This window comes from Saprospiraceae bacterium (assembly GCA_016710235.1).
GTDB lineage: Bacteria > Bacteroidota > Bacteroidia > Chitinophagales > Saprospiraceae > Vicinibacter.
On the sequence record JADJLG010000001.1, the window covers coordinates 2,790,217 to 2,807,101 of the forward strand.

A 16,885-nucleotide genomic window follows, 5' to 3' on the forward strand; every position below is an offset into this window, starting at 1 on the left:
TCTGCCAGAAATCGACCAATCAGGTTAAAAATTTTATGAAAGGCAAGTTTTTGCCCAACCAAATCAAGCTGCAAGAGTTATTTTTGATCTTCATACAGTCATAAACAATGAATGAATCTTATAAATTGAAAAACACTGAACTAGCCGACCATTATAGGCAAATCCTAAGTGGGCTTGGCGAAGATCCTAATCGTGAGGGTTTGTCTAAAACTCCTCAGAGGGTGGCGAAAGCCATGGAGTTTCTTACCCAAGGGTATCACCAGGATGCCGCTGCGATATTGCAATCAGCACTGTTCTCTGAAGACTTTTCAGAAATGGTGGTTGTGAAAGATATAGAATTATATTCTCTTTGTGAACATCATTTGCTACCATTTTTTGGAAAAGCACATGTGGCTTATATACCCAGTGGGAAGATTGTAGGTCTGAGCAAAATACCACGAGTGGTAGATGTATTTGCCAGGCGGCTACAAGTACAAGAAAGGCTCACCCACGAGATATTGAATAGCATCCAGGATGCATTAAATCCTCTTGGTGCAGCAGTTGTAATCGAAGCTTTTCATATGTGTATGATGATGAGAGGCGTTCAAAAACAGAATTCAATGACGACCACGAGCGCATTTACAGGTATCTTCCGTAATGTAGAAACCAGGAATGAATTTTTAAATCTAATCAAGGACAGAAAATGAGCAAGACAGCATATTTATTTCCTGGTCAGGCCAGTCAGTTTCCTGGAATGGGTAAAAATTTATATGAAGAAAACCAGAATGCTAAAGAACTTTTTGAGCTTGCAAATAAAGTACTCGGATTTCGCATCAGCGATATTATGTTTAATGGAGGAGAAAACGAACTAAAAGCTACAAACATCACACAGCCGGCGGTTTTTATCCACTCTGTCATCAGTTTTCTCTGTCGCAAGAATATGGTTAGACCTGATGCAGTGGCTGGACACTCATTGGGTGAGTTTTCCGCGTTGGTTGCAGCGGAAGTACTTGACTTCGAGTCAGCGCTTCAACTTGTAGCATTGAGAGCAGATGCAATGCACAATGCATGCATATTGAATCCAGGCTCAATGGCTGCTATTGTAGGCCTGGAAGACCAGCAGATTGAGTCAATTTGTGCCTCCGTTACAGATGAGGTAGTAGTTCCTGCAAACTACAACTGTCCCGGTCAACTAGTAATATCAGGCAGTTTGAATGGATTGAAAAAAGCCGAAGAGAAAATGTTAGCAGCAGGAGCAAAACGCTTCATCCTCCTCCAAGTGGGAGGAGCATTTCATTCACCACTCATGGCTCCGGCTCAGGAAAAATTAAATGAGGCTATCAATCAGGCCTGTTTTCAAACAGCAAATTGTCCGGTTTTCCAAAATGTTGACGCCAGCCCACACCAGAATGCAAATGAGATAAAAGATTTATTGAGCAAACAACTAAATTCGCCTGTACGATGGACAGAAATAGTACAAAACATGATCCATATCGGTATTGAAGAATATTATGAGGTAGGAGGGAATGGGACCGTTCTTTCCGGATTTATGAAAAGAATTGATAGATCTAAAACTATAACTTCTATTTAAATGAAAGAATCAGAATCGCAACTCCGATTAGAAACGGGAAGTTTGTTAATTTCAGAGCCTTTTATGATAGACGAGCACTTTCGAAGGACAGTAATACTGATCGTAGACTATTTGAAATCCGATGGTTCAGTAGGATTTGTATTAAATAAAGAAATGGATTTCACAATTGAGGAGCTTATTGATGAAATTGATGAGTTTCCTTTGAAGGTACATTATGGTGGACCAGTGGCACCTGAAACCTTACATTTTCTGCACTGCAAAGGCGATATCATCGATGATAGCATTCTGGTAGGTCCAGGTATATATTGGGGAGGAAATTTTGACCAAATCAAATTCCTTATCCGTACCAAAGTATTAGGCCCATATGACATTCAATTTTTCTTGGGATATAGTGGTTGGTCTCCAGGGCAGCTGGAAGAAGAATTAGAATTGAAATCATGGTTTCTTGCTGAAGCTGATTCTAACTATATTTTTTCGCAGAAAAAGAGAGACATCTGGAAAACAGCCTTAGAACATAAGGGCGATCATTTTAGTATCATCGGCCAAATGTCTACTGACTCAATTCTCAATTAGCACCATTCTGATATGATCCGTCTTTCTAATGTAAGTTTATTTTTTGGGGAACGTGCCCTGCTCAAGGACGTAAATCTCACATTTTCTCCAGGCGAAAAAGTAGCGATCACAGGCCGGAATGGAACGGGAAAATCAACGATGTTTAAACTGATTACCGGAGAGTATAAAGCTGATGTTGGTTCTGTTGAAATTCCAAATGATTACACTGTTGGAATTCTAAAACAAGAACTTCCTGAAGACCGGGGACTAAGTGTAAGAGATGAGTTGATGCGTAGTCTTACGGAAATCCAACTACTGAAAGATGAACTTACCAGCATTGAACATAAATTGCATAATCCGGAATTGGACGCGGATGAAATGTCAAGATTGCTGGACAGACAAGAATGGATTCACCACCGTTTTGATATATTGCATGTAGACAAATTGGATGGAGAAATCGAAAAAATACTTTTTGGCCTGGGTTTTCAAAATCATCAGTTGGATTTACAAGCCAGCACATTTAGTGGTGGCTGGAGAATGAGAATTGAGTTGGCAAAACTATTGCTCTCAAAACCCAAAGCATTATTGCTCGATGAGCCCAACAATCATCTCGATATACTTTCAATCATTTGGTTGGAAAAATATCTGGCGGATTATCCCGGTACGGTATTGTTGATTTCACATGACCTTCAGTTTCTTGACAAGCTAGCAAAAAGAGTAATTGAAATTGATCGAGCAAGGATTTATGATTACAAAGGAAATTATTCTCAATATAAATTATACAGGGCCGAACGCAAAGAAATAGAGTTGAACGAATACAAATCACAACAACGTGTGATTCAGCATAAAGAAGCTTTGATTGACAAATTCAGGGCAAAAGCCAATAAAGCCAGTTTTGCGAAATCTCTGCAGAAAGAACTAGACCGCACTGAGATGATGGATGCTCCGGAAGAAGAATTGTCTTCAATCCGATTAAGATTCCAACCATCCCGACAAAGTGGAAGAGTAGTGTTGGAAGCTCATCATCTCAGTAAATCATACGGAGAGAAAAATGTATTTGAAAATATAGAAATGCTCATAGAACGTGGTCAGAAATTGAGTTTCGTAGGAGGAAATGGCAATGGGAAAAGTACCATGGTCAAATTGATTTGTGATGAAATTAAACCCAGCGAGGGTGAAATTAAAGTGGGTTACGAAGTCAAAATCGGATATTATGCTCAAGAACACACAGAAATTCTGAATGTTAATAAAAACGTATTGGAGACCATAGAAGATGCTGCAATTCCGACCATCAGACCTTTCATACGTAAATTGCTTGGAGGCTTAGGATTTGAAGGGCAGGATGTAGATAAAAAGATTAAGGTATTGTCAGGAGGAGAAAAAGCCAGAGTAAGATTAGCCATGCTTTTGGTTAATGAACATAATCTGCTAATTCTGGATGAGCCTACTCATCATTTAGATATCCCATCAAAAGATTCTTTAAAGGAAGCTATTATTCATTATGGTGGTACGGTAATCATTGTCTCGCATGATAGGGAATTTCTCAGAGGGATTGCCTCTCGTACAATCAGTTTTGAAGACCATACTATCAAATCATATGAAGGCGATATTGATTATTTTATAGAAAAATCTGGAGTAGAGAATACCCAAGGAGGGCTTAATACTCCAAAGTCAGTTCAAAAAGGATCAATGGAAACTTTGAAGTCTCCTGATGAAGGCCGGAAACTCCAAAAACAGATTCAAACAGTTGAGAAAAGTATTGAAAAGTTAGAAGAATCAATTAAAAGTATAGAGGTTAAAATGGCAAATGCAGATTTTTTTACTAATACCAGTTCCGACAAGATTATAGCTGAGTACGATTCGATAAAAAAGGACCTCAAGCAAAAAACGTCTGAATGGGAAGAATTAATGACTGCGTTGGAAATAATTTCGTGACCTTTATCAATTTAACTTAAAATTCCTTTCGAGTCGTCAATAGTGATTCGTGCGTTTTAATTCCATCTCAGTTTTAGGACTGATCAGGATAGGAACTATTTCATTTTCAACATTTGATATCTCTAAGCCAAAATCTTCATGGGTTGGCAAGCTAAATTTCTTGATTAGTCGATAACTCCTGACTACCCATCTCTCAAAACCACTCAGTTCTGAATCCGCAGATACTCTTGAGTTCAATATCATAAATTTGAAATCTGCCGGCATATGGTGCTTTCGCAAAGATGGGTAAGGACTGCGTGTATCTACTTCACCAGACTTCACCATTTGGTCTACGATTTCAAAGAACATTGCATTGACTTTGTGATCTACTTTGAAACCAAAGCGCAAATGAATGAAGAAAATTTCTCTTGGCACAATTGTATTTACCGTGTATGATTTTGAGTAGGGATCATCTAAGATTTCAACATGTACAAACCAATAAACATCTGCTCGTTTTGGTTTCTTACGAAGTATAGAATACATGATGTTGGAATCGATCATCCTTTTGTCATCAGCTAAAGCCATATACACTAAATGGCTCGCCTCTTTAGGTATAGTAAGGTCATCATTCAAGTCTTTGAGTGTAGATACAAAATCCGCAATAGGTACAAACTGTGTATGTTTCTGCCTTATTTTTTGGGCATTGTATAACACAAATACCATGATACCTATTCCAATAGATAGTACAAAAGAGAACCAACCACCATGGAAAAATTTATCGAGGTTCGCAATCAAAAATGTCGTTTCGATGATCATTAATATTGTTGTGAATAACATCACCCAAAAGAAATTATGGGTTCTGATCCGATAATAAAATCCTAATAATAATGTGGTCATCAACATATTCGCAGTAATGGCTAATCCATATGCCGCTTCCATGTTCTCCGATCTTTGGAAAATTAATACTACCACCATACAGCCCAACATCAAAAACCAGTTGATACCCGGGATATAGATTTGACCTTTTAGAGAAGAAGGATAATTGACCTTCATTTTGAACCAAAGGTGGAGTTTCATTGCTTCGTTTACCAAAGTAAACACACCAGAAATTAAAGCCTGACTGGCCAAAACGGAAGCAGAAAGCGAAATGATTACGCCAATTGGCAAAAACCACTTCGGCATCATGCTATAAAAAATTCTGGAAACAGTATCTCCAGCCTCATTAGTTAGGACAGCACCTTCATGGTGATTGAGTGCATATGCACTCTGTCCAAAGTAAGATAAGAGTAATGCAATTAATACAAATGTCCAACTCACTCTTACATTAGACTTACCTACGTGACCTAAATCAGAATACAGTGCTTCGCCTCCTGTAGTACAAAGGAATACTGCACCAAGAATCCAAAACCCTTTTGGATAATTAACCAATAACTTGACCCCATACACAGGATTTAAGGATTGTAAAATTTCAGGATATTCAACTATTTGTATGAATCCTAACACAGCAATCATGCAGAACCAAATAAACATTATGGGGCCAAAAGAAAAACCAACTTTCTTAGTTCCCACTTGTTGAAATGAGAAGAGGGCAAATATGATCACTAGCACAATAGGTACTGTATTGACCTCTACATCTGGAAAAATCAAATGCAATCCTTCTACTGCAGAAGAAATCGTGATCGGAGGAGTAATAAACCCATCAGCTATCAAGGTCGCACATCCAATAATCGCCGGATAAATCACCCAATTTGATTTGTACCTCCTAACTAGTGCGTATAAAGCAAAAATTCCACCTTCACCTTTATTGTCTGCATTTAATGCTAGAATCACATATTTTACTGTCGTGATTAGAATCAGAGTCCAGAAAACCAAAGACATTCCGCCGAAAATTAATTCCTTACTTACTTCCTTGCTCCCAATGATCGCCTGAATAACGTAGAGGGGAGAAGTACCTATGTCTCCATAAATTATTCCAAGTGCGATCAGAACCCCTGCGACACTCAGTTTACTCGTACTGAATCCATTTCCAGACATATCAATCTATTTCTAATTTGAACCAAAGATAGATAAAGGCTCCTTTCGCATGGTTAATTTTTGTTATATTTGTTTGTCAGACTTTGGTTCTCTTTTTACCAAGATAAGTTTCCCGTCCTCAAGTTGCATAAAGCCCTGATCATAACAAAATGTATACTGGTTGCCTTTTTTGGTTGTAATGATCTGAGTCATAAATTCAAATGAGTAACCCTCGTTTTCCAGCCGATCTCGATTGATTATTTTCTTGCCGTCTGGATTGAACCGAGAGAGTATTTTGTAATTTTTGAGCAATACTTTGTTGGTTTTCTTGACTAAAGCAGATACAGATTTATTTTCGGATTGATGAAAAACCGCCCTGCAATTATCAGAGCAAAATCTTTTATCGCTCCTGCCAAAAATATCTGACGAGCAAACTATGCATTTTTTCTTTTCTGACTTTAACATAGAGTGAATGTTTTATAATTGCGAAGTGTTACAATTTCATTTTATTGCATTAAAAATAGTAATAGCAACTAAGATTGATAATATATCACATGAAACTTTTATAATTTTTTACTAATCAACTTGAATTATTTTTGATTGTTATTTAATTTATAAATAAGCTAATGAAGCTCTATCCTTTATTTGCTAAAAGAAATATCATTATCTTTTATTCTTCGATCTGGATTTTTTGCTAAGATCCGATTTTGGATGGGTTAGTTTCATTTCCTGGATCAACTGCCCCGCTCCGGCGAATTTATCTATAATAAATAATATGTAACGTGCGTCCACCATTATATTTCTACATATTGATTGATCGTAATTGATGTCACTCATGGTGCCTTCCCAAACTCTGTCAAAATTCAAACCAATCAAATTTCCATAAGCATCAATTGCCGGACTTCCAGAATTGCCACCTGTTGTATGATTTGATGCAATAAAGGCAAGTGGCATTTTCCCGTTTTCACCATAAATGCCGTAATCTTTTTTCTTATAAAGATCTAATAATTTTGGATGGACATCAAACTCGTAGTCTCCTGGAATATATTTTTCTACAACACCATCGAGATAAGTTTGCGCCTGGTAGCATGCTCCATCTCTTGGATAAAATCCACTTACATTTCCATAGGTGACTCTGAGGGTGGAATTTGCATCAGGATAAAATCTCTTTTCTGGGAAGAGACGCATTAAAGCATCCATATGTTGTCGTCTTAGAATCGATATGTTGTTTTCGTATTCTGTACTGTTTTTAATTATATCACTGACTACAAAATAATTTAACTCGTCATAAAACTGGTACAATGGATCAAGCTTTAAAGCTGCATGAAATGAATCAAATGGTAGATTTAATAAGCGCGTTGCTTCATTAGCTGAAAAAAGCGCACTTTTAGTTACTAATTTGTCTGTGATTTGAGTATAATTGTTGAAATTTTCCTGAGAAATAGTCCTCAATGCCGGGAAGATAAATTGACTTGGACAATTTTTTTGGACCTCTGCTAACATCAATGCAAAAATCTCCTTCTCAATTTGTGGATTGAAACCTGAATACGTTTGTGAAATACTTACTGCAAGATTTGATTTTAATTTTTCAGCAGAGTCCTTGCCATGCTTTTCGTCTTCTGCCAGAATCTCTTGAAAGTTGGAATAGTTTTCATAAATTCGTGAGCTCCTTTGAAATGCTTCTGCATATGATTCTTTTGCTCTCAAGTAAGGTTCGTTCAGCAAGTATTGTTCTTTCAACTTCTGTAGAATATCACTTGGAATGCCTTCTAAGGTTTGCGAATTTATTTTGGATTGGAAATCATTATCAAATTTGAGTTTTTTCTCCAAGCCTTTTGTGAATTTTATTCCCTGATTTTCTCCGATCCACTTTTTCCAAGCGTTAGCAATGGAAGCATACTGGGCTGCATACTGTATTTTAACGCTTGCATCCGTTCTCATATACTTGTCCATAGTCTGCAAAATTTTATCTCTACATGAAATCCGAATCGGGTTTTGGACTTCTACGATTTGGCGCATTCCCTCTTGTGTGAGATACTCGTTAGTTCTTCCAGGATAACCAAATACCATTGTAAAATCACCTTCTTGTATACCGTCTAATGAAATAGGTAGAAAATGTTTTGGAATATAGGGTTTGTTATCTTCACTATACTCAGCCGGCATATTGTCACCTCCAGCATAGATCCTGAACAAAGAGAAATCTCCTGTATGTCTAGGCCAAACCCAATTGTCGGTATCAGCACCAAACTTGCCGATGCTTTCAGGCGGTGAACCTACCAATCTAACATCCTGGTAGGTAGTTGTCACTAGTGCAAAATATTGGTTGCCATTATAATATTGTCGAATCAACAATTCCTCAAATTGGTTGAGTTTGAATGATTTTCTAAAGACTGATATATTTTCATCAATCTTCGATTTGCGATTTTCTTCTGAACTTGTTGGTGAGACGTCTTTTAATATAGATGATGTGATATCCTCCATTCTCACCAGAAGTGTCGCGGTGAGACCTGCACACCTCAATTCCTGTGCATGAGTTGCAGCCCAAAAGCCATCTTTCAAGTAATTTTTTTCAACTGAACTATGTCCTGTGATGTAACCATATCCGCAATGATGATTTGTCAGAAGCAATCCTTGTGATGATATAATTTCTGAAGTGCATCCTCCACCAAAATGAACTATCGCATCTTTTAATGATCCTTTATTCACATTATAAATATCATCTGCTGACATTTTCATTCCCATATTTTGCATTTCTTTCTCATTCAAAGACTTGAGAAGCAGAGGAAGCCACATTCCTTCTCCTGCCCACAACCACGGGCTTTGAATAAATATGAAAACGTATACAATTGCTTGAGTAAAATACAACCTACATTTTTGAATTGCCATTATCGAATGATTTTAAAAGTTTTGTCTGATCTATATTTGTCTGAAGTAATTTCTAGGAGATATTGTCCCTGGTTGATTCCATCAAGTTTTATACTATATTTTCCTGTAAAATTTTCCATGGTCTTTTTGAGTATTGATTTACCATCATAATTTAAAACTTCAATTTGGACGTTTTTATTCCGTAAAAACATTGCTTCAACATTTAGCAGCTCTTTTGCCGGGTTAGGATACAAATACAGCGCATTTTTACTTACTTCTATATTAGAGTTGGGCTCTTTGATAATAAATCCTTCGAGTTTCCAAATGCAGTTATTATGATCTCTAATTTCAATATTATAAATATCTGGTAAAAGATTAACCAAAATGGAATCATTTCCTATAAACTCGTGCGTAATTGATTTTTCAATTAAATAGGTGTATGGCGCGGTGCCGCCGATAACTTGTAATCTGAGCTCATATACACCGGTAGATATTTCTGAAAGTGAAATATTTACTGAGATCGAATCCGGTTGATGAATGGATAGCGTATCTTGGACCATGCACTTATTGGCGTCTGTTACTATTATAAAATAATCTCCAGCTTCCAAATTTTGAATAAGGTTGGTGCTGTCACCATTCGAGCACATGATTTTGTAAGGTGCCTGACCATCCTTTACAGAGATTGAAAGGCTACCTGTTTTGTCTCCATAGCAGTTTACATCTGTAGTTTCATACTCTGTGGTAGGGTCTTTCACACTCGATAAGTGAATAGAATCAGATACAATGCAACCACTGAGATCATGCTTAATTTTTAGATTATAAGTGCCGGTGTCATTTACTGATATTTGGTGTTGTGTATCAGTAATTCCTCCATAATTCCAGTTGTAGGTATAAATTGAATCTTTACCGGCTGAAAGAGTAATGGACTTGTGGTTGCAATCAAAATACAAATGCGATGGAATTATTTTAACAATTGGTTTGGAATATACTTTAAGGAATATTGTGTCGGTTTTTACACAAGCATCTTTTGACGTAAATTGCAAAATGTAAAGTCCCGTTTGTGACAATGATTTGATCGCCAACTCCGGTGAAAATTGAGTGCCTAATAAGGTTGTATCAAGCTTTGAAGGACCCGTCCATTTATATTGACCATCAATATAGTTTTGAATTGTCTTAAATCTGATAGTATCACCAATGCAAACCTTTTGACTGTCTATTTGGACAAAGTTAGCTTTGTTTATTGAACAAGAAAGTTGTATTTCTGTCGGGTAGCAATCTGGTAAATTAATGGAATATACTCCCCTTCCAAAAGTTGATGCATACAAGGATCGAGTACCTGCATGGATATCTAAATCAGTGATGGATGTTTTAGGCATATTGTTTCCATATATCTGCCAATTAATCAAGTCAGCATCGGTATAGAAAACACCGACATCCGTGCCTGTGAATAATGTATTTGTAGGTTCATCAAAAGTGATAGAAAGTACTGGTGTATTTATAAAGTTCCCGGTAATATTTAACCAGGTTTTTCCTTTGTCTGAAGTAGTAAAGATTTTATTAGCCTGTGATAAGCCACTTCGTGTTACCCAAGCTCTCGTAGACTGCGAAGGATGCATTTCGATATCGCTGATTCTTTCTCCACTTGATAAATTCGTATTTGTCCAGGTTTTGCCATAGTCTTTTGAAGAATAGAGGATATTGCTATGAGCGGCTAAAATCCAATTGGAATCAGCAGCATTCAATTCAAGATTTGATAATTCTTTGTCAACGGCACCGGTAAGGTTGTTTGTCAACTTTGTAAAATGATCACCGCGATCATAACTCACAAAAATATCTTCATAACCAATAAAAAAAGCTTTTGTGTTTTTGGGATTAAAGGCAAAGGGAGTAACCCAATCTCCTTGTGGGGTTCCGGGTATATTTTGTGATATTTCCGTCAATGAATTAAATCCATTGGTAGTTCGATAAACCGCGGTACCTCCCCAATACTCTGTGTATCCCACATTTGAATTATTAGGATCAATCAATTGCCACATTGCATCTCCACCATTAGTATTGCCCCAAGATCCATTTGTTCGACGGACGAATCCACCATTATCTTGACTTCCCATGACCATGAGTGGTGGGGTACCACTTGATATTGCCATTTTGTAAAATTGAGAAATTGGCAATCCATTACACAATTCAGTAAATGAATTAGCAGATTCTGCATATCTGTATACACCTCCATCACAACAGAAAAAAAGATTATTTTTTTGAAGTGGATGGAACGCGGCATAGTGATGATCTGCATGCACTTCGGGTAATCCTGTGCCACCATACCAGTTTGATATTTGATTCCAATTTTTTCCTCCATCATCGGACCTGTATAACACTACGTATCCACAGTACAAAATATTTTTATTTGTAGGAGAGATTAAGAAAGTAAGATTTTCAGGCATTTCCGAAACAAATGAAATATTGGCTCCACTATTCTTAGACAGCAAAAAATTGCGCTTTCCATCTACACTTTGATTGATCGCTAAGTATTCAGGATCTGCGGGAGTTGTATACAGTTTGAGAAAAGCTTTTTGTTGATTAAAAATTGAAATTTGACTCCAGCTATTGCCTGCATTAGTAGATTTTAATATCTCGCAAGAACCCCAATAATCATTGATTGCTGCATAAATCGTAGTAGTATCACCAATTTTAAATTTGACATCGCTGAAATTTTCCGTTCTGATTCTCGTCCAATTGGTGCCACCATTGTAAGTACGGTATAGCCCAGCACTCGTGGCAGCGATCAGAGATTTGCTGTTCAAGGGATTCATCTCTAGCGCGAAAATTACCCTGGAGTCTGTCAACTTCCAATTTAAGCCCGTAGTTGTCCAAGTCTGACCACCATTTGTGGTCTTGTAAACTCCCAGACCATATTGCCACCAGCCCTCTTTCTCACCCAAGGTGATGTACATTGTATTAGTCTGGTTAGGATCAATGACTACAATTCCCACCGGCTGATACGGTATATTTTCGGTGATGGAGGAATAATTTTTTCCACCATCTACTGTTTTCCACAAGCCGCCATTAGGAGAAGCCACGAAGAAAGTGTTTGGTTCATATGGGTGAAACGCTATATGAGTTGTCCTGCCCATGCCCCAATATCCACCGGTGTTCCTGACAGGTCCTTCATGCTTCCAATTCGGAGCTGAGCGGAAGTGACCTGAGCGTTGAGCGTTTGAAAGAGCTTCATCATAGATGCTTGACAATCTCTGCAGATCAGGAAAATTTCCATTTTCATCCAAGCGATCCCTCCAGTACCATTTCCATCTTTCATATCTCATCCTGGCATTGTCTAAATTTGTTTTTTTTCTTTTGCCAAGATGAAAAAGCCTCCTGAATCCAAGATTTTCCAACTCATGCCTGGATAAAAGTTTGTCTGCTTTTTTGCAGATTTCATTAAAATTAGAAGAGCTATTCATGATTTCCTTCAGCTTGTGATTTTGACTGAAAGAATGAGCTGAGTAAAAAATGAATATCAAAAAGATGATACAGATCCGCATAATAGCTTTTGATTTTAATGCGAAAGTAATTCATTTAATAGTTAGATTTTGCATTTAAACTCATTAGCATTATTTGTAATCGTTGATATTTTTAAATAAAATGAGGATTCTAATCAGGATATCCACGATTGAATATTTCAAAGAATGGATCATGAGCTGCGAATTAGTATTAAAAGTTTGTAGGCATGAGATATTCGCATAGCAAAAAAGCAAAATGTATAAGTTTTTGACAATCATTTGAAGATTTCGGAAATTATACATAGTTTTGCGTGTTAACCGATAGTAGATCTAATGAAAAATATATTACTCTGTCTCCTGGTAATACTTATCGCTGGCTATGAAGCAAGTGCCCAGTATTTTGACTTTAAGAACGGATTGGTTGTCCGAAAGACTTTCATGGATTTTAACACATTTCAGGATAAGACTTCTTCTGCATTAAATACTTACCAAAATGGGTTTGAGCTTGGGTATATCCGTAATTTCGGATCAAAAATCAGCTTAACTGTGCCCTTTGGTGCAGGTATTTTGAAAGATACATTGCTAGAAGATATAAAGTTGCCTTACATTAATTTTGGAGTTCAAGGCCAATTTCACTTTTTCAAAAATTGCAAGTGGATCAATCCTTTTATCGTGGCTGGTATCAATGCTAATTTACCTAAGGGCAGAGATTTCGGTCTGGAAGCGCCAATCGGGATAGGATTTAATTTTATGTTTCATCCACAGGCTTATCTCCAATGGCAAAGTGATTTTCGTCTGTCGATAGCCAATTGGGAGAATCATTTACAGCACCAGTTTGGCTTTGTTTACCTACTTGGAAATAGAAAAATGACAAAACCTCAAACTGTAATGCCTGAAAAACTGGATTCTGACGGAGACGGTGTACCTGACGAACTGGATGTATGCCCTAGTGTATCAGGCTTGCCAAAATTTCTTGGATGCCCTGATACCGACGGAGATGGTTTAGAAGACACGAAAGACCAATGCCCAGAACTAGCAGGAAAAATCGAACTTAATGGATGCCCTGACTCTGATGGAGATGGTATTACAGATAATGTGGATGAATGTCCGCAGCTCAAAGGTACGGCCTCTAATAATGGTTGCCCGGATTCAGACATTGATGGTGATGGAGTTCCAGACAAAAATGATCATTGTCCTGATAAAGCAGGTATTGTTGCCTTGTTTGGTTGTCCGGACAGTGATGGCGATGGCGTGTCTGACAAAGACGATCGCTGCCCAACAGTTCCAGGTCTAAAATCCAAAGGTGGTTGTCCTGACTCAAAGAAAGATGCAGATAATGATGGAATCGATGACGAAATGGATGACTGCCCGTTTACTGCCGGTTTAGCTCAATTCAAAGGATGCCCAGATACTGATGGTGATGGAATACAGGACAAGCTTGATGCCTGTCCTAATAATGCCGGCCCGGCTTCGAATAATGGATGCCCTGTGATTGAAAAAGAAGATAAGGAAGTTCTTGAGTTTGCAATGAGGGCAGTTCAATTTGATCTTGGTAAATCGACTTTGAAACCGGAGTCTTTCAAAATACTCGATAAAGTGGCTAAAATCATGGATAAATATGATGCGTACAATTTGGCAATCGGAGGACACACAGATAATACAGGAAGCGCTCAGTTTAATCTGGACCTTTCTGAAAAAAGAGCCAAGATTTGCTATGAATATTTGATCAAAAGAGGTATTTCATCTTCTCGAATGAGTTATGCCGGTTCTGGCTCGAATAAGCCAATAGCTGATAATAAGACAGAATCAGGCCGTTTTCTGAATAGGAGGACCGAGTTCAATCTCATTCCGAGAAAGTAATTCTCTTCGGAATTGATCTTAACTACCTGAAGGTCATGGAACTGAAAAATCCATTTCCCGAACAGCGGAATCTATCGGAATTTGCCTGAAGAAGAACGAAATCTTTATCTTTGCCGAAAAGAAGCAATTATTTAAAATTTTATGGCAAATACATCAGATATCAGGAATGGCATGTGTATAGATTACAATAATGACATTTATACCATAGTCGAATTCCAGCATGTCAAACCAGGTAAAGGCAATGCTTTTGTTCGTACCAAGCTAAAAAGTATGACCAGTGGCAAAGTAGTGGAGAATACATGGGTTGCAGGACATACTTTAAACGAAGTAAGAGTAGAAAGACGAAAATTTCAATATCTTTATAAAGATGAAAGCGGATTCAACTTTATGAATACTGAAACTTTTGATCAAATAAGTTTACCTGAAAGTATGATCGAGAATGGTCAGTTCCTGAAAGATGGAATGGAAATAGAAGTCATATTTCATGCAGCAAAGGAACAAGCACTTACGGCAGAATTACCACCACACGTCATATTAGAAGTAACATATACCGAACCAGGTGCAAAAGGGAATACAGCAACCAATGCAATGAAGTTTGCTACACTTGAGACAGGTGCTCAAGTGAAAGTACCACTGTTCATCGAGGAAGGGGACATGTTAAAAATTGATACCCGTACAGGTGAATATTTAGAGAGATCAAAACAATAAACCAATGAACTTTAAAGAAATTCAAGAACTGATCCGTCAACTCAACAAGTCTGAAATTTCATATTTCAAGTACAAAAACGCAGATTTCGAAATTAAAATCAAAACTGGTAAAGGAGAAACGCGTACTGAAGGAAACGTGGTTTCGTATACACAGCCTCAGGTTGTTTTGTCACCTCCGGCAACCGTAATCTCTGCGCCAGCTGCCACTGAAACGAATAGTCAAGTGATTGAGAAAATTGCGCCATCTTCCAATCCTCCTAAGGCATCTGAAGATACATCAAAGTTGTTACAGATTAAATCACCTATGGTGGGCACTTTCTATAGATCACCTTCGCCTGATAAACCGCAATTTGTAAAAGTTGGTGACAAAGTAGATGTTGGAAGTACTGTGTGCATTATCGAAGCGATGAAGCTTTTCAATGAAATAGAAAGTGAAGTTAAAGGTACAATTGTTAAAATATTGGTTGAAGACGCTACTCCGGTCGAATTCGATCAAATTTTGTTCCTAGTTGAACCTTAATTTTTAAATTAATACTCAGATGTTTCAAAAAATCCTGATCGCCAATCGCGGTGAGATTGCCTTGCGAATTATACGAACCTGTAAAGAGATGGGAATTAAAACAGTTGCCATCTATTCTACGGCAGATCGCGAAAGTCTCCATGTGAGATTTGCTGATGAAGCGGTATGTATAGGTCCGCCTGCGAGTTCTCAATCCTATCTAAGCATACCTAAAATTATGGCTGCGGTAGAAATTACCAACGCTGACGCAGTTCACCCAGGTTATGGATTTTTAGCTGAAAATGCTGAGTTTGCTGAAATTTGTAAAGAGTATGGTATCAAATTTATAGGACCAACCCCTGAGCAAATCAGAAAAATGGGTGACAAAATCACTGCAAAAGAAACAATGATAAAGGCAGGCGTGCCTGTTGTGCCGGGTTCAGATGGTCTTTTGAAAGATGTCAAACAAGGTAAAAAGCTTGCTATTGAAATAGGTTATCCCATCATCCTGAAGGCAACTGCAGGAGGTGGAGGTAGAGGGATGCGGATTGTTTGGAAAGAAGAAGACTTCGAAGACATGTGGAACATTGCGCGGCAGGAAGCTAAAGCTGCATTTGCCAATGATGGAATCTACATGGAAAAATTTGTAGAAGAGCCGCGACACATAGAATTTCAGATAGTAGGTGATCAGTTCGGTAGAGTAGTTCATCTTTCAGAGAGAGATTGTTCAATACAAAGAAGACATCAAAAATTGGTTGAAGAGAGTCCATCTCCATTTATGACAGATGAGCTCAGAGAGAAAATGGGGGAGGCCGCAGTGAAAGCAGGTCAATCCATACGTTATGAAGGTGTGGGCACTGTGGAATTTCTGGTGGATAAACATCGTAATTTTTATTTTATGGAGATGAATACCAGAATTCAAGTGGAGCATCCCGTAACAGAAGAAGTCATCGATCATGACTTGATTAAAGAACAGATTAAAGTAGCAGCAGGCATACCAATCAGCGGAAAGAATTATTATCCAAACATGCATGCTATTGAAGTTAGGATCAATGCGGAGGACGTTTATGCAGATTTTAGACCAAGTCCGGGTAAAATAACATCGTTGCATACTTCCAAAGGCCATGGTGTTCGAGTAGACACTCATGTTTACGCTGGTTACTCAGTGCCACCTTATTATGATTCCATGATAGCAAAGTTGATTTGCAAAGCTCAAACTCGGGAAGAATGTATCACAAAAATGGAAAGAGCATTAGATGAATTTATAATAGAAGGAATCAAGACTACTTTGCCGTTTCATAAACAGCTCATGAAGAATGAGGAATTTCGTAAAGGAAATTTTAATACTGGATTTCTAAATACTTTCAAACTGGAAAAGGAATAGCAGACGATTGTTGTCTGTCTGGT

General features: G+C 37.8%; 12 protein-coding genes. 8 read left to right on the forward strand and 4 right to left on the reverse strand.

Features of this window, described 5'->3' with window-relative positions:
* Positions 1-107 precede the first annotated feature (107 nt).
* Genes folE through IPI99_11045 form a run of 4 tightly spaced genes read left to right on the forward strand, consistent with a single transcriptional unit; the run spans position 108 to position 4,057 of the window.
* Positions 108-686 carry a GTP cyclohydrolase I FolE gene (folE, locus tag IPI99_11030; GenBank protein MBK7341051.1) on the forward strand — a complete coding sequence of 193 codons (579 nt, stop codon included), beginning with the start codon at positions 108-110 and terminating at the stop codon, positions 684-686.
* Positions 683-1,570, forward strand: a complete 888-nt coding sequence (gene fabD / locus IPI99_11035) for an ACP S-malonyltransferase (protein MBK7341052.1) — start codon at positions 683-685, stop codon at positions 1,568-1,570. Before folE ends, fabD begins: the two co-directional genes overlap by 4 nt.
* Positions 1,571-2,143 carry a YqgE/AlgH family protein gene (locus tag IPI99_11040; protein MBK7341053.1) on the forward strand — a complete coding sequence of 191 codons (573 nt, stop codon included), beginning with the start codon at positions 1,571-1,573 and terminating at the stop codon, positions 2,141-2,143.
* A gap of 12 nt (positions 2,144-2,155) precedes the next feature.
* On the forward strand, positions 2,156-4,057 hold the full coding sequence (locus IPI99_11045; protein MBK7341054.1) for an ABC-F family ATP-binding cassette domain-containing protein: 1,902 nt from the start codon (positions 2,156-2,158) through the stop codon (positions 4,055-4,057).
* A gap of 36 nt (positions 4,058-4,093) precedes the next feature.
* Here the strand turns inward: IPI99_11045 and IPI99_11050 are convergent, their stop codons facing one another.
* From IPI99_11050 to IPI99_11065, 4 genes are all read right to left on the reverse strand, one after another.
* Positions 4,094-6,070, reverse strand: a complete 1,977-nt coding sequence (locus IPI99_11050; GenBank protein MBK7341055.1) for a KUP/HAK/KT family potassium transporter — start codon at positions 6,068-6,070, stop codon at positions 4,094-4,096.
* A gap of 63 nt (positions 6,071-6,133) precedes the next feature.
* On the reverse strand, positions 6,134-6,514 hold the full coding sequence (locus IPI99_11055; GenBank protein MBK7341056.1) for a DUF2116 family Zn-ribbon domain-containing protein: 381 nt from the start codon (positions 6,512-6,514) through the stop codon (positions 6,134-6,136).
* A gap of 198 nt (positions 6,515-6,712) precedes the next feature.
* A complete protein-coding gene (locus tag IPI99_11060; GenBank protein ID MBK7341057.1) occupies positions 6,713-8,935 on the reverse strand; it encodes a S46 family peptidase in 2,223 nt (740 codons plus the stop codon).
* The gene (locus IPI99_11065; protein ID MBK7341058.1) at positions 8,935-12,372 is read right to left on the reverse strand and encodes a T9SS type A sorting domain-containing protein; all 3,438 of its coding nucleotides are present in this window, start codon (positions 12,370-12,372) and stop codon (positions 8,935-8,937) included. Before IPI99_11065 ends, IPI99_11060 begins: the two co-directional genes overlap by 1 nt.
* Before the next feature lie 372 nt (positions 12,373-12,744).
* On the opposite strand from IPI99_11065, the gene IPI99_11070 reads away from it, so the two are divergent.
* From IPI99_11070 to accC, 4 genes are all read left to right on the forward strand, one after another.
* The gene (locus IPI99_11070; GenBank protein ID MBK7341059.1) at positions 12,745-14,271 is read left to right on the forward strand and encodes an OmpA family protein; all 1,527 of its coding nucleotides are present in this window, start codon (positions 12,745-12,747) and stop codon (positions 14,269-14,271) included.
* Between the two features lie 141 nt (positions 14,272-14,412).
* Complete coding sequence (efp, locus tag IPI99_11075; GenBank protein ID MBK7341060.1) at positions 14,413-14,979, forward strand: elongation factor P; 567 nt, start codon at positions 14,413-14,415, stop codon at positions 14,977-14,979.
* Between the two features lie 4 nt (positions 14,980-14,983).
* Positions 14,984-15,499, forward strand: a complete 516-nt coding sequence (accB, locus tag IPI99_11080; GenBank protein MBK7341061.1) for an acetyl-CoA carboxylase biotin carboxyl carrier protein — start codon at positions 14,984-14,986, stop codon at positions 15,497-15,499.
* 19 nt (positions 15,500-15,518) lie between these two features.
* Positions 15,519-16,862: an acetyl-CoA carboxylase biotin carboxylase subunit gene (accC, locus tag IPI99_11085; GenBank protein ID MBK7341062.1), complete on the forward strand. Its 1,344-nt coding sequence runs from the start codon at positions 15,519-15,521 to the stop codon at positions 16,860-16,862.
* Positions 16,863-16,885: the final 23 nt, after the last annotated feature.